Annotated in this window: 16 protein-coding genes; 8 read left to right on the forward strand and 8 right to left on the reverse strand. The window is 50.9% G+C overall.

Annotated elements, in window-relative coordinates:
* Nucleotides 1-270 precede the first annotated feature (270 nt).
* Both ABLV11_RS02225 and ABLV11_RS02230 read left to right on the forward strand, forming a co-directional pair.
* Nucleotides 271-1,554 (forward strand): HAAAP family serine/threonine permease, encoded by a 1,284-nt coding sequence (locus tag ABLV11_RS02225; protein ID WP_004102080.1) that lies wholly within the window; start codon nucleotides 271-273, stop codon nucleotides 1,552-1,554.
* Between the two features lie 63 nt (nucleotides 1,555-1,617).
* Nucleotides 1,618-2,985 carry an L-serine ammonia-lyase gene (locus ABLV11_RS02230; RefSeq protein ID WP_004102078.1) on the forward strand — a complete coding sequence of 456 codons (1,368 nt, stop codon included), beginning with the start codon at nucleotides 1,618-1,620 and terminating at the stop codon, nucleotides 2,983-2,985.
* A gap of 84 nt (nucleotides 2,986-3,069) precedes the next feature.
* Here the strand turns inward: ABLV11_RS02230 and ABLV11_RS02235 are convergent, their stop codons facing one another.
* The gene (locus tag ABLV11_RS02235) at nucleotides 3,070-3,510 is read right to left on the reverse strand and encodes a helix-turn-helix transcriptional regulator (RefSeq protein WP_004102076.1); all 441 of its coding nucleotides are present in this window, start codon (nucleotides 3,508-3,510) and stop codon (nucleotides 3,070-3,072) included.
* 539 nt (nucleotides 3,511-4,049) lie between these two features.
* Here ABLV11_RS02235 and ABLV11_RS02240 point away from each other — a divergent pair.
* Both ABLV11_RS02240 and ABLV11_RS02245 read left to right on the forward strand, forming a co-directional pair.
* Nucleotides 4,050-4,220 carry a hypothetical protein gene (locus ABLV11_RS02240; RefSeq protein ID WP_023320953.1) on the forward strand — a complete coding sequence of 57 codons (171 nt, stop codon included), beginning with the start codon at nucleotides 4,050-4,052 and terminating at the stop codon, nucleotides 4,218-4,220.
* Between the two features lie 32 nt (nucleotides 4,221-4,252).
* The gene (locus tag ABLV11_RS02245; protein WP_151386447.1) at nucleotides 4,253-5,305 is read left to right on the forward strand and encodes a heparan-alpha-glucosaminide N-acetyltransferase domain-containing protein; all 1,053 of its coding nucleotides are present in this window, start codon (nucleotides 4,253-4,255) and stop codon (nucleotides 5,303-5,305) included.
* Between the two features lie 203 nt (nucleotides 5,306-5,508).
* Here the strand turns inward: ABLV11_RS02245 and ABLV11_RS02250 are convergent, their stop codons facing one another.
* The 5 genes from ABLV11_RS02250 to treZ form a co-directional block, all read right to left on the reverse strand.
* Entirely contained in the window at nucleotides 5,509-5,781 is a 273-nt protein-coding gene (locus ABLV11_RS02250; protein ID WP_004113093.1) for a DUF1471 domain-containing protein, read from the reverse strand.
* Nucleotides 5,782-6,383: 602 nt separating this feature from the next.
* Entirely contained in the window at nucleotides 6,384-6,818 is a 435-nt protein-coding gene (locus ABLV11_RS02255) for a nuclear transport factor 2 family protein (protein WP_195605757.1), read from the reverse strand.
* 59 nt (nucleotides 6,819-6,877) lie between these two features.
* Nucleotides 6,878-8,953, reverse strand: coding sequence for a glycogen debranching protein GlgX (gene glgX / locus ABLV11_RS02260; RefSeq protein ID WP_348855148.1), 2,076 nt, complete (start codon nucleotides 8,951-8,953; stop codon nucleotides 6,878-6,880).
* Nucleotides 8,954-8,955: 2 nt separating this feature from the next.
* Entirely contained in the window at nucleotides 8,956-11,496 is a 2,541-nt protein-coding gene (gene treY, locus ABLV11_RS02265) for a malto-oligosyltrehalose synthase (protein WP_224329707.1), read from the reverse strand.
* A complete protein-coding gene (gene treZ / locus ABLV11_RS02270) occupies nucleotides 11,493-13,280 on the reverse strand; it encodes a malto-oligosyltrehalose trehalohydrolase (RefSeq protein WP_224329706.1) in 1,788 nt (595 codons plus the stop codon). The genes treY and treZ overlap by 4 nt, the downstream gene beginning before the upstream one ends.
* A 144-nt stretch (nucleotides 13,281-13,424) precedes the next feature.
* Here treZ and ABLV11_RS02275 point away from each other — a divergent pair, with 144 nt between their 5' ends.
* Together ABLV11_RS02275 and ABLV11_RS02280 are read left to right on the forward strand one after the other, a co-directional pair.
* Nucleotides 13,425-13,952 (forward strand): GNAT family N-acetyltransferase, encoded by a 528-nt coding sequence (locus tag ABLV11_RS02275; RefSeq protein ID WP_004112983.1) that lies wholly within the window; start codon nucleotides 13,425-13,427, stop codon nucleotides 13,950-13,952.
* A 113-nt stretch (nucleotides 13,953-14,065) separates the two neighbouring features.
* Entirely contained in the window at nucleotides 14,066-14,950 is an 885-nt protein-coding gene (locus ABLV11_RS02280) for an SDR family oxidoreductase (RefSeq protein ID WP_004102064.1), read from the forward strand.
* A 179-nt stretch (nucleotides 14,951-15,129) separates the two neighbouring features.
* Here ABLV11_RS02280 and ABLV11_RS02285 read toward each other — a convergent pair whose 3' ends face one another.
* Nucleotides 15,130-15,357, reverse strand: a complete 228-nt coding sequence (locus ABLV11_RS02285) for a hypothetical protein (protein ID WP_016809020.1) — start codon at nucleotides 15,355-15,357, stop codon at nucleotides 15,130-15,132.
* Between the two features lie 318 nt (nucleotides 15,358-15,675).
* Here ABLV11_RS02285 and ABLV11_RS02290 point away from each other — a divergent pair, with 318 nt between their 5' ends.
* Entirely contained in the window at nucleotides 15,676-15,837 is a 162-nt protein-coding gene (locus ABLV11_RS02290; protein ID WP_004102047.1) for a YqaE/Pmp3 family membrane protein, read from the forward strand.
* A 75-nt stretch (nucleotides 15,838-15,912) separates the two neighbouring features.
* Here the strand turns inward: ABLV11_RS02290 and ABLV11_RS02295 are convergent, their stop codons facing one another.
* Nucleotides 15,913-16,458 carry a YfaZ family outer membrane protein gene (locus tag ABLV11_RS02295; RefSeq protein WP_016809021.1) on the reverse strand — a complete coding sequence of 182 codons (546 nt, stop codon included), beginning with the start codon at nucleotides 16,456-16,458 and terminating at the stop codon, nucleotides 15,913-15,915.
* 443 nt (nucleotides 16,459-16,901) lie between these two features.
* Here ABLV11_RS02295 and ivy point away from each other — a divergent pair, with 443 nt between their 5' ends.
* A complete protein-coding gene (ivy, locus tag ABLV11_RS02300; protein ID WP_064395993.1) occupies nucleotides 16,902-17,342 on the forward strand; it encodes an Ivy family C-type lysozyme inhibitor in 441 nt (146 codons plus the stop codon).
* Nucleotides 17,343-17,407: the final 65 nt, after the last annotated feature.

A 17,407-nucleotide genomic window follows, 5' to 3' on the forward strand; every position in this document is an offset into this window, starting at 1 on the left:
TACCTCAAGGTTCTGGGTATATAAAGAAACGGCAGTTAAGAGCATACGAAAAAATAATAACGTATTAAAAATGATACCTTAAAAAAATAATGAATTCTCGGGGTTAATTTTGATACGTTAAAAGTCACTGCAATAAATCAGGTTATGTGATCGCGGTTAGTGAATTAGCATAGTTGCATTTCATAAAATAGCCAAATAAACACCACGTTTTTATTACCTGAATCAGCGTCAAATAAATCTGACGCTACTTTATATTACTGAGGCCATATTATGGAAACCGTTCAAAATACCCTCGTCGCTCGCGAGAGCAGCGGCTGGAGAAAGAGTGATACCGTCTGGATGCTGGGTCTGTACGGTACTGCGATTGGCGCAGGGGTGCTTTTTTTGCCAATTAACGCCGGGGTCGGCGGTTTAATTCCGTTAATCATCATGGCTATTCTTGCATTTCCGATGACGTTTTTTGCCCACCGTGGTTTAACTCGTTTTGTTCTGTCGGGCAAAAACCCGGGGGAAGATATTACCGAAGTTGTGGAAGAGCATTTCGGTACGGGCGCCGGCAAGCTCATCACGCTGCTGTACTTCTTCGCTATTTATCCGATTCTGCTGGTCTACAGCGTGGCTATTACTAACACGGTCGATAGCTTTATTACTCACCAGCTTGGTCTGGTGTCTCCGCCGCGCGCCATTTTGTCGCTGATTCTCATTGTCGGCATGATGGGAATCGTCCGCTTTGGCGAAAAAATGATTGTTAAAGCCATGAGCGTGCTGGTGTTTCCATTCGTCTTTGCGCTGATGGTGCTGGCGCTGTATTTGATACCGCAATGGAACGGCGCGGTACTGGATACGCTGTCGCTGAGCAGCGCCTCCGCAACGGGGAACGGTCTGTGGATGACCCTGTGGCTGGCAATCCCGGTCATGGTGTTCTCCTTTAACCATTCGCCAATTATCTCCTCCTTTGCGGTGGCAAAGCGGGAAGAATATGGTCAGGACGCTGAGCGCAAGTGCTCGCGTATCCTGGGCTTCGCCCACATCATGATGGTGCTGACCGTGATGTTCTTCGTGTTCAGCTGCGTACTAAGCCTCTCACCGGAAAACCTGGCGGAAGCGAAGGCTCAGAATATCTCCATTCTTTCCTACCTGGCGAACCACTTCAACGCGCCGGTGATTGCCTGGATGGCGCCGATTATCGCCATGATCGCGATTACCAAATCCTTCCTTGGCCACTACCTCGGGGCGCGTGAAGGTTTCAACGGCATGGTGATTAAATCTCTGCGCGGAAAAGGTAAATCCATCGAAATCAACAAGCTGAACAAGATTACCGCGCTGTTTATGCTGGTGACGACCTGGCTTGTCGCTACCCTGAACCCAAGCATCCTGGGCATGATTGAGACCCTGGGCGGTCCGGTTATCGCGATGATTTTGTTCCTGATGCCAATGTATGCCATTAACAAAGTCCCGGCCATGCGCAAGTACAGCGGTCATATCAGCAATGCGTTTGTGGTTGTCATGGGGTTAATTGCCATCTCCGCCATTTTCTTCTCTCTGTTTAGCTAAGTGTTCAGCGCCGCCTGCCACAGGCGGCGCATCCGTTTTGCTATGTAACCGCATGGGTGCCACATGATTAGCGTTTTCGATATTTTCAAAATCAGCATCGGGCCGTCCAGCTCACATACCGTCGGGCCGATGAAAGCGGGAAAACATTTTGTTGATACCCTGCAGGAAAAGGGCCTGCTGCAAAAAGTGAATCGTCTGGTAGTGGATGTGTATGGTTCACTGTCATTAACGGGTAAAGGTCACCACACCGATATCGCCATCATTCTCGGACTATCGGGATATTTACCGGATACCGTGGATATCGACGCCATCCCCGGTATTATTCGTGATGTGAACACCATGCATCGTCTGTTTATAGAAGAAGGCCAGCGAGAAATTCAGTTCCCGGTGGCGGAATGCATGCGTTTTCACAATGAATTTCTGCCGCTGCATGAAAACGGCATGAGCATTACGGCGTTTTGCGACGGCAAAATTGCCCATTTCCAGACCTATTATTCCATCGGCGGCGGTTTTATCGTGACGGAGGAAAACTTTGGTAAGAATCAGGATGCCGAAGTCGATATTCCGTTCCCGTTCTATTCCGCACGTAATCTGCTGGCGCACTGTCATGACAACTGCCTGTCGATTTCTGCCGTGATGATGAAAAATGAGATCGCTCGCCACGGCAGAGAGAGCGTGGAGCAAAATATGGCGAAAATCTGGGAGACCATGAGAAACGCCATTAACCGGGGTATGAATACGGAAGGCATCTTGCCGGGGCCGCTGAAAGTACCGCGCCGTGCTTCTGCGCTGCACCGCGTGCTGGCGCCCCAGAGCCAGTCGATTACGCCACTGAGCGCCATGGATTGGGTCAATATGTTCGCGATGGCGGTGGGAGAGGAGAACGCGGCGGGCGGGCGAGTGGTTACCGCGCCGACTAACGGCGCCTGCGGCATTGTTCCGGCGGTACTGGCCTATTACGATCGTTTTATCAAAGAGGTGACGCCGGAAATCTATATGCGCTATTACCTGACGGCGGGCGCCATTGGCATTCTGTACAAGATGAATGCCTCGATTTCCGGAGCAGAAGTTGGTTGCCAGGGAGAAGTGGGCGTGGCCTGCTCAATGGCCTCTGCCGGTCTGGCCGAACTGCTGGGCGGCAGTCCGGAGAAGGTGTGCATTGCCGCGGAGATCGGCATGGAGCATAACCTCGGCCTGACCTGCGATCCGGTGGCCGGGCAGGTCCAGGTGCCCTGTATCGAGCGTAACGCGATTGCGGCAGTGAAGGCGATTAACTCGGCCAGCATGGCGATGTACCGGACCAGCGATCCAAAAGTCTCACTGGATAAAGTCATCGAAACGATGTTTGAGACAGGCAAAGACATGAATGCCAAATACCGTGAAACCGCCCGGGGCGGTCTGGCAATAAAAGTCGCGGTATGTGAATCCTGATTTTGTATAAAACCGCCTGTGCGCGCTGCAGGCGGTTTCCTCTTTCTCTGGCCGCGAAACTTGCCGGCCGTCTTCTGAAGTCCCTTAGCTTTTTTTCTCCGCGTCCGGCGGTGTGAAAGACCATACCACGCTGTTCGAAGCCGATGAGGTGTACCACTCGTTAATGGTGGCATTAGCCTCGCCAGGCGGCGTAGCAGTGGGCAATTTCTCTTTTGCCTGAGGCGTTTTTTTGCGAATACGGATACGGGAAGGGGTCTCGGCATTGAGCTGCGCCTTAAAGGTGCGCATGTGCGAATCGAATAAAATCGACTCCAGCTGATGCAGACGATCCAGACCGCGCAAAATGCCAATAAGCGTACTGAGGGTCACCGACTCGCCCAATTCAACGCGCTTAATGGTTGCCGCACCGACCTGGGCGCGTTCGGCCAGCTCAATCTGTGACAATCCCAGCTGTATACGCGTTTCTTTAATTCTTCGGCACAGTTCAGAAATAATTTCACTGTCGGGCATGGTACTGAAACGCATCTTAATTCCTCTACTGCGTATTAATTCTTAACTGATTATTTAACATGTTACTTTGTAAATAAAGTGGATAATGTCTCTTTTGCGAGAGTGGCGACATTGTTTTTCGCGTATGTCATCAGGTCGTTAGCAGTTATGAGGTTTTCAGTTACTTAAGAAGTGCTGTGGCTATCTTTTTTCATTATCCGAATAGAAATGGGAGCAGAGATCGCCGGAGGTGATATGATTTACACCGACTTTATGAACACGAAGGGCGTGGAGCAGGGAAGTGCCGCGACTCCTTCAGGGCATTCTGGCGCTGATTATTATCAAAAATGTCATTTTTTTTGTTTTGTTAGATTCAAATGTTCTTGTCGATTGTATCGAATTCCTTATTGCTCAAAGTATTGAGGTTTTTAACCCGAGGCAAAATAAGGTCTTAATGGTTTAAATATTCTTACTCGCTGTTGCAGTATTTTAATTAACTGCTAGTTTTAAAACGTTGACGCAGCGATGGAGTCAACAACATAGCGAATAAACATCCCATATTTTGAGAGGTTAAAATGTTTAAACTGTCAATTTTTGCGTTTTTACTATCTATGTTTACCGTTTCCGCTATTGCAGATGATGATATTGCAGCACTGATTGTTGATCCCGGTCCGGGTGTGTGTAATTTAATTAATGCCGGCATTGACGTTCCAGGCATAATCGACATTAGTGTTTGTAAAAAATAATACAAAATCAGCCCACTTTAAAAAGTTCACGTATGAAAATCACGCGTAATCAAGATATTGATCGTATGAGGGGACTCACAGTCTTTCTGATGCTGGTTGTTAATAGCCCAGTAGACTTGAGGATAACGAACTCTGCGTTAATCCACTCAGAATGGGCGGGGTTATCGTTGGCGGATACCGTGTTTCCTACGTTTCTTTTTATTGTGGGTATTTCTCTGACGCTGTCAAATCGTCTTAAAAAAATCACGCTGCGAGGCCTGTTTATAAGGTCAACGGTTCTAGTCCTGACAGGAATATTTCTGAAAGCAATTGTCTTTGTTTTGTACGATCAGGAGCATTTCAAAATCATGGGGGTGCTGCAACGCATCGGTATTTGCTATGGAGTGACAGGCTTAATTTATCACTTTATCAGCAATAAAAAGCTAACTGCTCTATGCCTGGCGCTCATACTTGCGTGGTCAGCCATTTTAATGGTATGGGGAGATTATAATCAATACGCAAATATTTCTGATGTCGTAGATGATTTACTGCTTGGCGCGCATGCTAATTATTATAATACTGACACTGGCAGATCTGGGGACTCAGAAGGCGTATTGAGCACGCTCGGCGCCCTTATCACCACTTTGTCAGGCGTTATCTTCGGAGAGCAAATAAATAAAATCAGTGACGCCCGGGGGTTCTGCTATGGAATGGTTTGTATAATAACGGGTTTTTTTCTGGCTTACTATTTTTCGATACCGATTGTTAAGAAGCTCTGGACATCATCATTTCTCTTAATTTGTGTCGGCATTGCAATTTGGCTTTATCTATTAGTGAAAAGAATGGCCGTAATAGATCTCACCTTGCTCGAGTACCCGGGAAAACATTCCCTGGCTATTTATGTGATTTCAGTCATCGCTTTTGATGTTCTGCTTTACTGTCATGTCTGGCATTCTTTATTTGTTGCAGTCTACACCTGGCTAATCCCGCGCAGTATTCCTCTCCAGGGAGCAACGTTGTTTTTTTCTGTGCTGTTTTCATCTGTTATATGCTTTACACCGTATCTGATACAAAAAACGATGTTTTTCGTTAAAAGAGCGATCTAAGCCGACTGACAGCCCGGCCACACAACCTGATGTCTGCCTCTGTAATGGCGGAAGCCCGGGAGCAGGGTGGTTACCCGATAAACTGATGAAAATGGGATTTACCGTAGCTGATAGAAAAATAAGCAAACAGCCTGTGCGAGGAGAAACAGGCTGTTAAATATAACAGATGCTATATTAAGCTCTGATGAAATTTATCAGGATCGTTATTTATAAACTTCAGCAGTTGCTTCAAAGTTTGGACCATGCTCACGAGCCGCGGTAATCACATAGAACTTGCCACCTTTTTCATCAGCTAATTTTGAAAGCTGATCGTGCAAGTCAGAGGGAGAAGAGAATTGACCGCCGGAAGGTCCTACAGAGATACTGCCTACATGGGTCAGTTTAAAATGGTCAACTTCTTGTTTCGTAATCAACTGAGAGGCTGAGGCGCCAAATGCAAACGCGGATAACGCTAATGCAGCTAATACCTTTTTCATTATCTAATCTCCTTTAAATAAAGCTCATCGAAAGCTTTTTCATTTTAAGTATAGTATCCATTTTCAGTATCGCCAAAAAATGACGGTGAACACCGTGGCAATCCCAGGATTAATCCAGCGTTATCCTGGTGGCAGGAATCATGATAGCAAGACTTGCGGTGAAGCCAGGTGGCCATGTCTAAGAAATTCAGAAAGGATGTTGGCATGAGAGCACGGCAATATGCAGACGATACGTTAGCAGAATCCCTGGCGGGTTAACCTGAGTTCTGGTCACAACCGCATAATCTGGCTGACACATATTTGTCAAAGCTAAGTTCAGAAGTCCGGGGCCGCGGTCGATGACATCATGAAGGATTTTTAGGCGGTTGATTTCTTTCACTGTGAACATCCCGGCGTCATGTATAGCCACAGAAAACTCTTCATCAGGAAAAGTGAAGTGAGTTGTTGACCAGCCATACAGGTCTGAGAACTATAGCCTGGACATTCCTGATGATGGATGGGCCACAAATAGACATTAGCATTGAGCCGTTACATCATTAGTGCGCATAATGTATATTATGTTAAATGGACTTTTCGAAGCTTAACGCCTGCACACCTGGTTCTTAATTCGCCGTCTTGCTCGCCTGCTCTTCTTCCTGAACTTCTTTCACTGGCGTCCCCTGGTGAAATCTGAGCTGCCAGCATTCCTGATGATTTGCACAAATATGGCTCCTCTGCCAGATTGACGAACGAAGCGTTTTTTTAGCAGCGCGTCCGTCTGAATCGATAACCTCGCTGCGGTACGTAAGCAACGCGCAATCTTTGGTTAGTAAAGCCAACTGAAAGCTGTAAGCGTTGATGGCCTCCACGTCCTCGTTAATTAATGCTGCTACGGTCTGCGTTTTATCGTAACGTTCTCCGCTACGGCCTATCTCCAGAAATTCGTCATGCAACAACTGCTGCAAAAGCTGCGCGCTGCGGCGTGTTGATGCCTGATGCAGGCTAACTTCCAGGTGGCAAATTAACTCAAACAATTGCAGGTTTACGGGATCGAACATTATTACCTCTTTTTCAACATGACAAAAACCCGGCCATCTGCGCCGGGTTGTCTTGTAGGCTAAGGCCGTCTGAATAGCGCAATACTGCGCCCGGCGAGAACAAAATCAATCGTCTCGGTAATAATCGCGCCCTCTGTTTTTTCCTCTGCGGTCGACAACTCGAGAACCCAGCCGCCTTCGCCAAACTGCGGGATCTGGAACGGAACATCGCCTTCAAAGGGATTGAACAGCATCAGCACGTCATGCCAGATGCCCTCCTCCTTCTCAAGATCGGGTCGACTGATGGCAAGGCCTAAGGTCGAACCCTCATCCCATTGCTCTGATTGCTGCAAACCGCCGCCGGCGTTAAACCAGCGTATTTCCAACCCGTCGCGCCAGCTTTCACGACGTAAAAGCGGTTGCTCCGCGCGCAGTGCAATCAGATGCTGGGTGAAGTCTCGTAATGCACGATCCCGCTCAGACTGCGCTTCCCAGTTGAACCATGAAATCTCGCTGTCCTGGCAGTAGCCGTTATTATTGCCCTGCTGCGAACGACCAAACTCATCGCCGGCCAGCAGCATCGGCGTACCGTGGGAGAAAAATAACGTTGCCAGAAAATTACGTTTCTGGCGTTCACGGACGGCAATAATATCCTGATTTTCCGTTGGGCCTTCTTCGCCATAGTTGCAGGAACGGTTATCGTTGTGCCCGTCGTTATTGTCCTCACCGTTGGCTTCATTATGCTTCTCGTTATATGAAACCAGATCGTTCAACGTAAAGCCGTCATGGGCGGTAATAAAATTGACGCTGGACCACGGACGACGACCGCGTAAATCGTACAGATCGCCCGAGCCCAGTAAGCGGGCGGCAAAGTCGTTGGAAACGTTATCTCCCTTCCAGTATTCCCGCACCGTATCACGATATTTGTCGTTCCACTCGCCCCAGCCAGGCGGGAAACCGCCGACCTGATAGCCGCCGGGGCCAATATCCCACGGCTCACCAATCAATTTAAGCTTCGATAAAACCGGATCCTGGGTTACCGCATCGAAAAAACCGCCTCGCGGATCGAAGCCTTCTGGCTCGCGTCCAAGAATAGTCCCGAGGTCGAAACGAAAGCCGTCAACGTGCATCGATTGCGCCCAGTACCGTAGCGAATCCATAACCATCTGCAGCACCCGGGGATGCGATGTATTCACCGTATTCCCGGTCCCGGTATCATTAATGTAATAACGATGTTGATCCGGCATCGTCCGGTAATAAGAGAAATTATCGATACCTTTAAATGAGAGCGTCGGGCCCAGCTCATTGCCTTCCGCGGTGTGGTTATACACCACGTCAAGGATCACTTCGATACCGGCATCATGAAAAGCGCGCACCATGTTGCGAAAGCCCGCTATACCTTCAGGGCCATAATAGCGGGAAGCGGGAGCAAAGAAGCCTAGCGTATTGTAACCCCAGAAGTTTTTCAGCCCCCGATCGAGCAGATGCTGGTCATCGGGAAACCAGTGTACGGGGAGCAGTTCGACGGAAGTAATGCCCAGACTTTTAATATAATTGACGGAAGCCTGATGCCCAAGCCCCTCAAATGTACCGCGCAGCTCCTGAGGAAGCGCCGGATTAAGCCGGGTAAAACCTTTGACATGGGTTTCGTAGATAACCGTCTTCGGCCAGGGTACATTGGGACGGTTTTCCCCCTGCCAGTCGAAGGCATCCGGGTCGATAACCTTACATTTTGGCGTATAGGGCGCGCTATCGCGACTATCAAAGCTCAGGTCGCTCTCCTCATGGCCCAACTCGTAGCCGAAATGCGCATCGTTCCACTCAACATCGCCTTCCAGCTCCCGCGCGTAGGGATCGATAAGCAATTTATTGGGATTAAAGCGATGACCGTTTTCCGGATCGTAAGGTCCGTAAACCCGATAACCGTACAATGCGCCGGGCTGCAGATCGGGTACATAGCCGTGCCAGATCTCATCTGTATATTCAGGCAGTTCAAGCCGGGCTATTTCGGTTTTACCGGAAGGATCGAATAAGCACAGCTCAACGCGTTCAGCATGCGCTGAAAACAGTGCGAAGTTCACCCCCTTCCCGTCGAAATTAGCCCCCAACTGCTGGCCGTGGCCTGGCCGTATGATAAAAGCATTTTCCTTTGACATTGTTATTCCCCACGTTCCTTTTCACTAATAAGTGTCAATAACCACCCGGTTGCTGACGCCAGATCGAGCGTCTCTTCTACCAGACGGCTTTCACCGGTTAATGCATCGCAATAACGCCTTCCGGCCAGATCTTCCGGGAGCGATACTGCCGTCTCGCCCCACAGTTGCGCCGATGACTCGACCAACCCGTGCGCCGCCACGTCAAACACCAGCCGAGGAACCACCACGATGAGGGCTTCCTCGTCTTTGATACGCGCGTAGGCGATAAAATTATCTGCTCTTTCACCCGCGACTTTTAATGGTACCCAGTCACCATAATGAAAGAGCGCGGAATGCTGCTGCCTTAATCTGAGAAACGAAGCGGTGACGTATTGCTTCAACCGTCCGTCTCGCCATGCGCTTTCATGATGAAACAGTTCCGCGCTTCCGCTATCAAGATGTTGTGCCAGGGCGGCGAAGTCAGGTTCACGGCGGTTATCCGGATCGACGAGGCTAAAGTTCAGCGCCTCGCTCCCCTGATAAATATCCGGTACCCCGGGCGCGGTCAGTTTGATGACCGTCTGGCTAAGGCTGTTCACCAGACCGGCTCGGACAAAAGGCTGCAGGGAGGTGTGAAAATCATTGAGAAACAGCGCGTTATCAGCAGAAAACAGCTGTTGAACATAGTTCAGTACGACGTTTTCATAGCTTTCATTGCTGTCGATCCAATCGGTTCTTTGCTTAGCCTCGCGCAGCGCTTTTTCCATAAAAGCGAGAAAACGTTCTTCGAGGGCTTTCAGCCCTGCGCTATCGTCAGGCAGCAACGTTGCAGGCCACACGCCGGCGAGCGCCTGATAGATCATCCACGTATCTGCCGCGTTCGGCGCCGTACCGTCGTTCAAAAAACGCACCAGGGTTTGATTCATCTGACGCCAGCGCGCAAGATTGGTCGCCCACAGCTGCGGAGCTTCCGTTAAGGTATACAGACGGGCGCGCGCATCCTCCCCGCGTTTAGTGTCGTGCGTCGAAGTGCCCAGCAGCGCGTCGGGCTGGCGAGCAAGGCGAATACGCATCTCCTGATGGAAACGAGAAAGCGAGAAAGCGCGCGGCGTGGGATCCGCGCCGACTTCATTCAGCGCCAGATCGAGGTTATGGCGGAAGAACAGCGTATCCTCGACCGATTTAGCCATTAACGGCCCAGTCAGCTGTTGAAAACGGGTCCTGAAAAGCGAGGCGGCATCGAGGCTACTTGTTTGTAAATTGCCGGTCAGGATAGCGATAATGACCTCAAGGGCCCTGGGATCGGGGCGGTTTTCCCGAGCGTTAACCCGATCGACGACCCGGTTTAATAGCGTAATATCCTCGGCGCTCATCCCCTCAGCGGTACCGTAGGTGCGATATACCGGAAAGGCCAGCAGCAGTTCACGTAATGCGTGGCGCAGCGCTTCGCTTTCAACCTCCATGCTATTACGCTGCGCCAGTTCGATGGCCAGCCTCAACAAAGTGGTAAATTCGCCCTCAAAGTTGCGATCCGCCATCAGCCCTTTCGCCTCACGCAGCGCCTGGTGACGATCTACCGCGCCGCCGAGCGCTTCGTCATGCACCTGCTGCAGCTGGTCGAGATTATTGTCATCCACCAGCACTTCAGCCAACGAAGCGATAAACTCATATCCGGTGGTGCCGGAGACGGGCCAATCAGCGGGAAGCTGCTCGCCTTTCGCAAGAATTTTTTCCACCGTAATGTAGCATTCTGGCCCGGCGGCCTGGCGCAGACGCTGCAAATACCCTAATGGGTCGGCAAGCCCATCGATATGATCGATGCGCAGACCATCGACGATACCGGCATGTACCAGTTCAAGAATAAGACGGTGGGTATCGTCGAATACCGCCTGTTCTTCGACCCTGACGCCAATCAGGCCCGTAATTTCGAAAAAGCGCCGCCAGGAGAGCTGTCTGGGCGCTTCACGCCACGACATCAGCCGCCAGCTTTGCGCCTCGTGCAGCGCCACAATCGCGTCGCGATCCGGCGAGGTTAGTAGTTGCTCACCTGTTGCCAGACTTTCAGGATTCAGCGGCCAGGCCTGATCGTAATAGACGAACGCCGGTTTCCCCGTTTCAGGATCGCGCTTAAGCTCAAGCGCCCCGCTCTCCAGTTCTGCCTCAAAGGTATCCCCCAGAAACGGCAGCGTAACGGGACGCGTCCAGTCAATATCGAAATAATTGGCCCAGGCGCTGTGCTTACCCTGTTCAATGACGTCCCGCCACCAGCGATTCTCCAGAGAGGTCGCCATATGGTTGGGGACAATATCCAGAATCAGGCCAATTTGTGCGCTCCGCAGCGCCTTTACCAGCCGGTCAAACCCTTCGCGCCCGCCAATAGCCGGGTCGATTTCGTTTGGATCGGTAATATCATAGCCATGGGTGGAGCCGGTGGTCGCCGTAAATATCGGCGACGCGTAAAGATGGCTAATACCCAGCGCTTTCAGATACGGGGCCAGCGCCGCCGCGCGATCGAAGGTCATACCATTACGGAATTGAATACGGTAGGTTGCGGACGGGATCATGATGAAGCTTCTCCATGTGCAAAACGGACAACAATGCTGTTTGGCGTTAACGCTTCCTGCCGCTCCGGCCAGCTAAAAATGACCTCTCCCGGTATCTCCGGCATCGTCACGGGGTCCGCGCCGATATTCAGCGCCACGGAGAGCGTCCCGTCGGGGAAGCGCCAGCTCACCGCCAGCGCATGCGCCGCCGCGTGCAGGATCCTGCCTTCCACGGCGCCCCCTGCCGCGAGCAGCGGGACGATATAGCGATGGCGCAGTAAGATAAGGTTGCGGGTAAAGCGCAGCCAGGATTTCCCCTCCTCGCTTGCCGCCTTCTGCCAGTCGAGCTTAGAGCGGATAAAGGTTTGAGGATCGTTCGGATCCGGAACGGAGGCATCATGCCCTGCGTGTCCGGCAAACTCTTTTGCCCGCCCTTCTCTTACCGCTTTGGCGAGAGCACCCTGAAAATCGGTAAAAAATAGAAAAGGATGGGTTTCCCCATACTCTTCGCCCATAAACAGTAAGGGAATGTGGGGAGAGAGAAGCAATGCGGCAAGCAGCACGCGCGTTTTCTCAGCGCCGGCCAGGGAGATAAGCCTTTCGCCGTGGGCTCGGTTCCCGGTCTGATCGTGATTCTGAATAAAGTCGACAAAGAACTGCGGTGGCTGAACGGCGCAGGAGACGCCGCGAGGTTGCCCGGTTTGTGGAGAGACCTCCCCCTGATAGACAAATCCTTCCGCCAGCGCCCGAGCGACATTCTTTGCCGGCTGATGCGCAAAATCCTGATAATACGCATGGGTTTCACCGGTCGTGAAAACGTGCGCGGCATTATGGAAGTCATCATTCCATTCAGCGGTAAACAGCGGTGTGTGCCCGTTTTCATCGCGCGGGTGGAGGAAAATCACGTTACGGCTATCTTCCGTCGTCAGGTGAATATGGCGGTCGGGTATAGCCGCGCGGATATTCTCGGCTATTTCTATCAGCACGTGCCGGGCGGAGCGATCTTCAATCTGGTCAATAGCATCAAAGCGCAGCCCATCAAGTTGATACTCGGTAAGCCAGAACAGCGGCGCATCGGTAATATACTGACGCACGGCCTCGTTTTCATAGGCGATGGCATTACCCCAGGGGGTCATTCGGTCCTGATGAAAAAAGCCCGGCGACAGCAAAGAGAGATAGTTGCCTTCCGGACCAAAATGGTTCAGCACGATATCGAGAACCACCGAAAGCCCTAACCCGTGAGCGGCATCGATGAAGGCGTGAAAATCCGCCGGGGTACCATAAGCTGAGTGCGGGGCATAAAGTAGTACCCCGTCGTAGCCCCAGCCGCGCGAACCACCAAACTGAGACACCGGCATAACCTCTATCTGGGTGATCCCCAACTCTGCCAGCCAGGGGAGCTTTTCGATAGCGGCGACAAAGGTGCCTTCTGGCGTAAAGGTGCCCGGATGAAGTTCATATATCACGGTTTCTTCCCAGGGACGCCCTTTCCAGTCACGGTTAACCGGTTGATAGCGTCGGGGATCGATCACTACTGAGGGGCCATTGACATCATCGCGCTGCGCGCGGGTGGCCGGGTCGGGAATGAGGCGGCCGTCGGCTAAACGAAGCTGATATTCATCCCCGTGCTTAACGCCAGGGACATCGATCTGGAACCAGCCATTTCCCACGGCTTCCATCGCAATATCCCGGTCTCTCAGGCTAAGCGTCATCGACTTTTGACCTTCGGCCCAGACGCGAAAGCGGACAATATCCGCGGAAATGAATTCCGCCCCCCAATGCTTTTTAAACGATATGGATTCCATTCAATGTCCTCAAACGACCTGCAGGAAATGCAGCATGAAATATAAGATTAGCCCAGGTTTGGACGAATGCGCTGTTGATGGCCTGACTGTTATTTTTAACGACGTTGTCTATCATTAATAAATCGCTAAAAAATAAGGAATGCTATGCAGATTCGTAAAGGATTAAATTCTGACCTTGCTCGCCTCGAATATTGTGATTTTTCCTTCACGGTCAGCCAGGTTGCCAGAGGCCCTTTCATCAATAATGATCTGAAAATTGAGACACTTCCCTGCGCTTATAATAAAACCTATGAGCTGGATATCCAGACGCTGGAAAACCACTGTATTAATCCGGATGCAATATTCCTGATTGCCGAAACCGAAGCGGGACAGGTGGCCGGTTTTATCACCGCATCCCTGAGCTGGAACAGGTTTATTTCCGTCGATTATATTGCCATTGAAAGCTCACATCGCAGAGCCGGCGCGGCCAACAAGCTCATGGCCGCCGCCCATATCTGGGCGCGCAGTATGAACGCTGCGGGATTAAAGCTTGAGACGCAGAACGTTAACGTGCCCGCCTGCCTCTTCTATCGAAATTATGGTTTTACTCTCGGAGGATACGATCGATATCTCTACAACGCTTTAGCGGAAAAAGATGAAATTGCGCTGTTCTGGTATTACATGTTGAACTAATGTCAGGTAAATAATTCCTGGTTTTACAAAGTTAATTATTCCTGGTTTACGCTTTTTGCTCGCTCAATCACAACGATTGGCTAATCTTAAATTTCATTTATCAGGAGGCCGGTATGACAACAGGAAATAATTCATCGCTACATTATCCTCTTCCGCCGTTTGTTGAGCAGCCGCAGCAGGCTCCGGGGCTGGCATCTGAAATGAAGCCCCTTCCCGACCATGGTGAGACCAGCTATATCGGCTCCGGGAAGCTCGCGGGAAAAAAAGCGCTTATTACCGGCGGTGATTCAGGTATTGGCCGCGCTGTCGCTATCGCCTATGCGCGTGAAGGCGCGGATGTCGCCATCGGCTACCTGCCGGAAGAAGAGTCGGACGCGGCTGCCGTTATCGCGCTGATTCAGGCCGAGGGACGAAAAGCTGTCGCCATTCCCGGCGATATTCGGGTTGAATCTTTTTGCGACACCCTGGTTGAAAAAGCGGTAGCCGAGCTGGGCGGGCTGGATATTCTGGTGAACAATGCCGGCAGACAGCAGTATTGCGAATCCATTGAACAGCTGAGCACCGCTGCGTTTGATGCCACCTTTAAAACCAACGTCTATGCGCCGTTCTGGATAACCAAAGCCGCCCTTCGTCACCTGTCTGCGGGGGCGGTTATCATCAATACCTCTTCCGTTCAGGCGTTTAAACCCAGCGAGATTCTGCTGGATTACGCCCAGACCAAAGCCTGCAACGTGGCGTTTACTAAATCCCTGGCGCAGCAGCTTGGCCCGCGCGGTATTCGCGTTAACGCCGTTGCCCCTGGCCCTTACTGGACACCGTTGCAGTCGAGCGGCGGCCAGCCGCAGGAGAAGGTGCAAAAATTTGGTGAGGATACGCCGCTTGGCCGACCGGGACAGCCGGTTGAGATTGCGCCGCTTTACGTCCTTCTGGCTTCCGACGCCTGCTCCTACGCTTCGGGTCAGGTCTGGTGCTCAGATGGCGGTACCGGCGTAGCCTAAAAGAGCTGGCGCGGCCTGTTCCCGGCTAGCGTTACGCTTAGCCGGGCGACAGGGACTCGGGCGGGTCCAGGCCGTCTGCAGTTCGGTAGCCCAGGTTGAGCGCCAGCGCGCAACTCCTCCGGATACGTGCCTGGTCAGCAAAAGAGCCGCGGTAGCGGCTCTCTTTTCACCTGCCAGCGCTAGCGTAAAAGAAAGGTGACCATCATTATCAGCAAATACCCGCCACAGGCGAATTGCAAGAGTCGCCATCCCCAACGCAAGTAGCGCCATTGATAGCGCTCCGCAGCGTTTGCCTGCGCAATAAGGGGATCGGGGTTCTGCTTTTTCTTTTTTCTTTTCAGAATATCCCAACCCCACCAAACCATCAAAAAGATGGCGATGACCTTTTGAAGAACGATGTTGTCCATGTAACCCCGCCGTCAATATCTTATCCCCTGGACGGGCAGTGTAGCGCAATTTACCCCACCCGGCAGGCTATCATTGCGCGTAATCCCCCCTCTTCCGTACAAATTTTCCACTGAGCTTTGAAGAACATAATTTAAGCAATAACCTGGAATAATCCCATATAGATATCTGGCATAAATTAGCGCTTTTAAATTTATTAAATATGTAGTATTTGAAACTCAGAAAAGTTAGCAGGCTTATGATTTAAAAAGCTAAAATTTGCAAAAATACCGTCAGCCACTAAAATAGTAATAGGTTAGCTAACAACACAGGGAGATATTATGGGTTTCTGGCGAATTGTCTTAACTATTATTCTACCCCCGCTGGGAGTATTGCTGGGAAAAGGGTTTGGCTGGGCGTTTATTCTCAATATTATTTTGACGATCCTCGGCTACATTCCAGGGCTCATTCACGCTTTTTGGGTACAGACCAAAAACAGCTAAGCATCTGAAAGCGCCTTTTGAGATTTTTCTCATCACTCAGTAATATGTCGGGAGCCTACGCTCCCGACCGTCATATCAGAAAGTCACGCCAGCGCCTACGTAAGCGCCATCAATGATGGTATGTCCCGGGCGGCCATCTTTTCCATCAACGCTCGCGTGACGATAGCCAGCCTTGATAGTCAGCGGCGTCAGCGGCGTCCAGCTAATTCCGCCATTCGCTTCGACGTAATTTTTAACGCTGTTAGTTAACCCTTCCGGCGCGGAATATCCTTCGCCGTACAGATGGATACTGTCAGTCAGCGCCAGATCGATGCCGCCGCCAATCGGGAAGGCGACGCCGTTGTCCCCTTTCTTCGGCCCGAGATATACGGCTTTTGTGCCAATATTCGCCGTGAGCGGACCCAGCGCAAGATTGTAGCCAACGCCGACGCCGCCAAGTTGACTTCCGTCCTGAGTATTTTTAATCCAGTTACTTTCCGCATACAGGCCGGAAGAACTCTTACCGATTTCCATATTAAGATTGGTAAAGTTTTTCCCCTGCTCAGCGGTAAAACCCATTGCCAGGGCAGAGCCTGAAGCCATAATTAAAGAACACGCGATAATGAATTGAGTCTTTTTCATCATACCCTCCTGAAAAGTGGCGCGAACTTTAACAAGCGCGATGCCGGTGATCAAATTTTCTTTTGTGAAATGACACCGTCAATAATTTACCGAAAAATAACAGCAGAATAGTCTGAATTCTATTATACGTTAGCGGTCAAGCGAATAAGCACAGTGATTGAGCCATTATTGACGCGTTATCTTAATGGTGATTCAACCAACGGCACGAAAATGTTGAATAAAAGCTCGCGATAGTAATAATCACTGCCGGTTTTATATGCTTTATAAGTAATTCGCATTCTATAGTGACATTCTTTTTTACAAAACCATAAGAAATGAAATCACCACTTTCCGACCATTTGCGGAATATAGAGAAGCCAGCTGAGCAAATTTGCATTCACCGCCAACCAGAGCCATGATTAACAGGCGTTAAACGGAATCGGAAAGATCACAGGAGTATTATTATGCTTAAAATGTTAACCGCGCTGGCTATTCTGGCGACGTCAGCAAACGCTATGGCACAGGACGATATTACGCTGAACAGCCTCGCCAAAAAGGAGCCCGCCGCGTTCAATCAGATGCTCAAAGGACATCACCTGCCCGGTTGGGTCAGTTCAGGCGGCACGACCACGCCCGCGCGTACGGTAAAGCTTGGCGAGGATGTTTATCAGGTGCTCAGCGTCTGCAAACCTCACGATTGCGCTGCGGAGCGGCTCGCGGTGCTGTGGTCGGAAAAATCCAGACAAATGTCCGGAGTTTTTTCCACCGTTGACGACAAGACATCCCAGGAAAAGCTGACCTGGCTTAACGTTAGCGATCCATTATCCATCGATGGGAAAACGGTACTCTTTGCAGCCCTGAGCGGCAGCCTGGAAAACCATCCAGAGGCTTTCAACTACCCCTGAAATCCGCCAGCAAGCCCGGTGCGATGAACCCGCGACGCGCGCTCATCGCCCGCCAGCGCCCTCTT

The organism is Klebsiella sp. GW_Kp181 (assembly GCF_040062315.1).
Classification (GTDB): domain Bacteria; phylum Pseudomonadota; class Gammaproteobacteria; order Enterobacterales; family Enterobacteriaceae; genus Klebsiella; species Klebsiella oxytoca.

Excerpts from the sequence above, each read along its gene's own strand:
- ABLV11_RS02225 (WP_004102080.1), top strand. The coding sequence starts at position 271 with ATGGAAACCGTTCAAAATACCCTCGTCGCTCGCGAGAGCAGCGGCTGG.
- ABLV11_RS02230 (WP_004102078.1), top strand. The coding sequence starts at position 1,618 with ATGATTAGCGTTTTCGATATTTTCAAAATCAGCATCGGGCCGTCCAGC.
- ABLV11_RS02235 (WP_004102076.1), bottom strand. The coding sequence starts at position 3,510 with ATGCGTTTCAGTACCATGCCCGACAGTGAAATTATTTCTGAACTGTGC.
- ABLV11_RS02240 (WP_023320953.1), top strand. The coding sequence starts at position 4,050 with ATGTTTAAACTGTCAATTTTTGCGTTTTTACTATCTATGTTTACCGTT.
- ABLV11_RS02245 (WP_151386447.1), top strand. The coding sequence starts at position 4,253 with ATGAAAATCACGCGTAATCAAGATATTGATCGTATGAGGGGACTCACA.
- ABLV11_RS02250 (WP_004113093.1), bottom strand. The coding sequence starts at position 5,781 with ATGAAAAAGGTATTAGCTGCATTAGCGTTATCCGCGTTTGCATTTGGC.
- ABLV11_RS02255 (WP_195605757.1), bottom strand. The coding sequence starts at position 6,818 with ATGTTCGATCCCGTAAACCTGCAATTGTTTGAGTTAATTTGCCACCTG.
- glgX (WP_348855148.1), bottom strand. The coding sequence starts at position 8,953 with ATGTCAAAGGAAAATGCTTTTATCATACGGCCAGGCCACGGCCAGCAG.
- treY (WP_224329707.1), bottom strand. The coding sequence starts at position 11,496 with ATGATCCCGTCCGCAACCTACCGTATTCAATTCCGTAATGGTATGACC.
- treZ (WP_224329706.1), bottom strand. The coding sequence starts at position 13,280 with ATGGAATCCATATCGTTTAAAAAGCATTGGGGGGCGGAATTCATTTCC.
- ABLV11_RS02275 (WP_004112983.1), top strand. The coding sequence starts at position 13,425 with ATGCAGATTCGTAAAGGATTAAATTCTGACCTTGCTCGCCTCGAATAT.
- ABLV11_RS02280 (WP_004102064.1), top strand. The coding sequence starts at position 14,066 with ATGACAACAGGAAATAATTCATCGCTACATTATCCTCTTCCGCCGTTT.
- ABLV11_RS02285 (WP_016809020.1), bottom strand. The coding sequence starts at position 15,357 with ATGGACAACATCGTTCTTCAAAAGGTCATCGCCATCTTTTTGATGGTT.
- ABLV11_RS02290 (WP_004102047.1), top strand. The coding sequence starts at position 15,676 with ATGGGTTTCTGGCGAATTGTCTTAACTATTATTCTACCCCCGCTGGGA.
- ABLV11_RS02295 (WP_016809021.1), bottom strand. The coding sequence starts at position 16,458 with ATGAAAAAGACTCAATTCATTATCGCGTGTTCTTTAATTATGGCTTCA.
- ivy (WP_064395993.1), top strand. The coding sequence starts at position 16,902 with ATGCTTAAAATGTTAACCGCGCTGGCTATTCTGGCGACGTCAGCAAAC.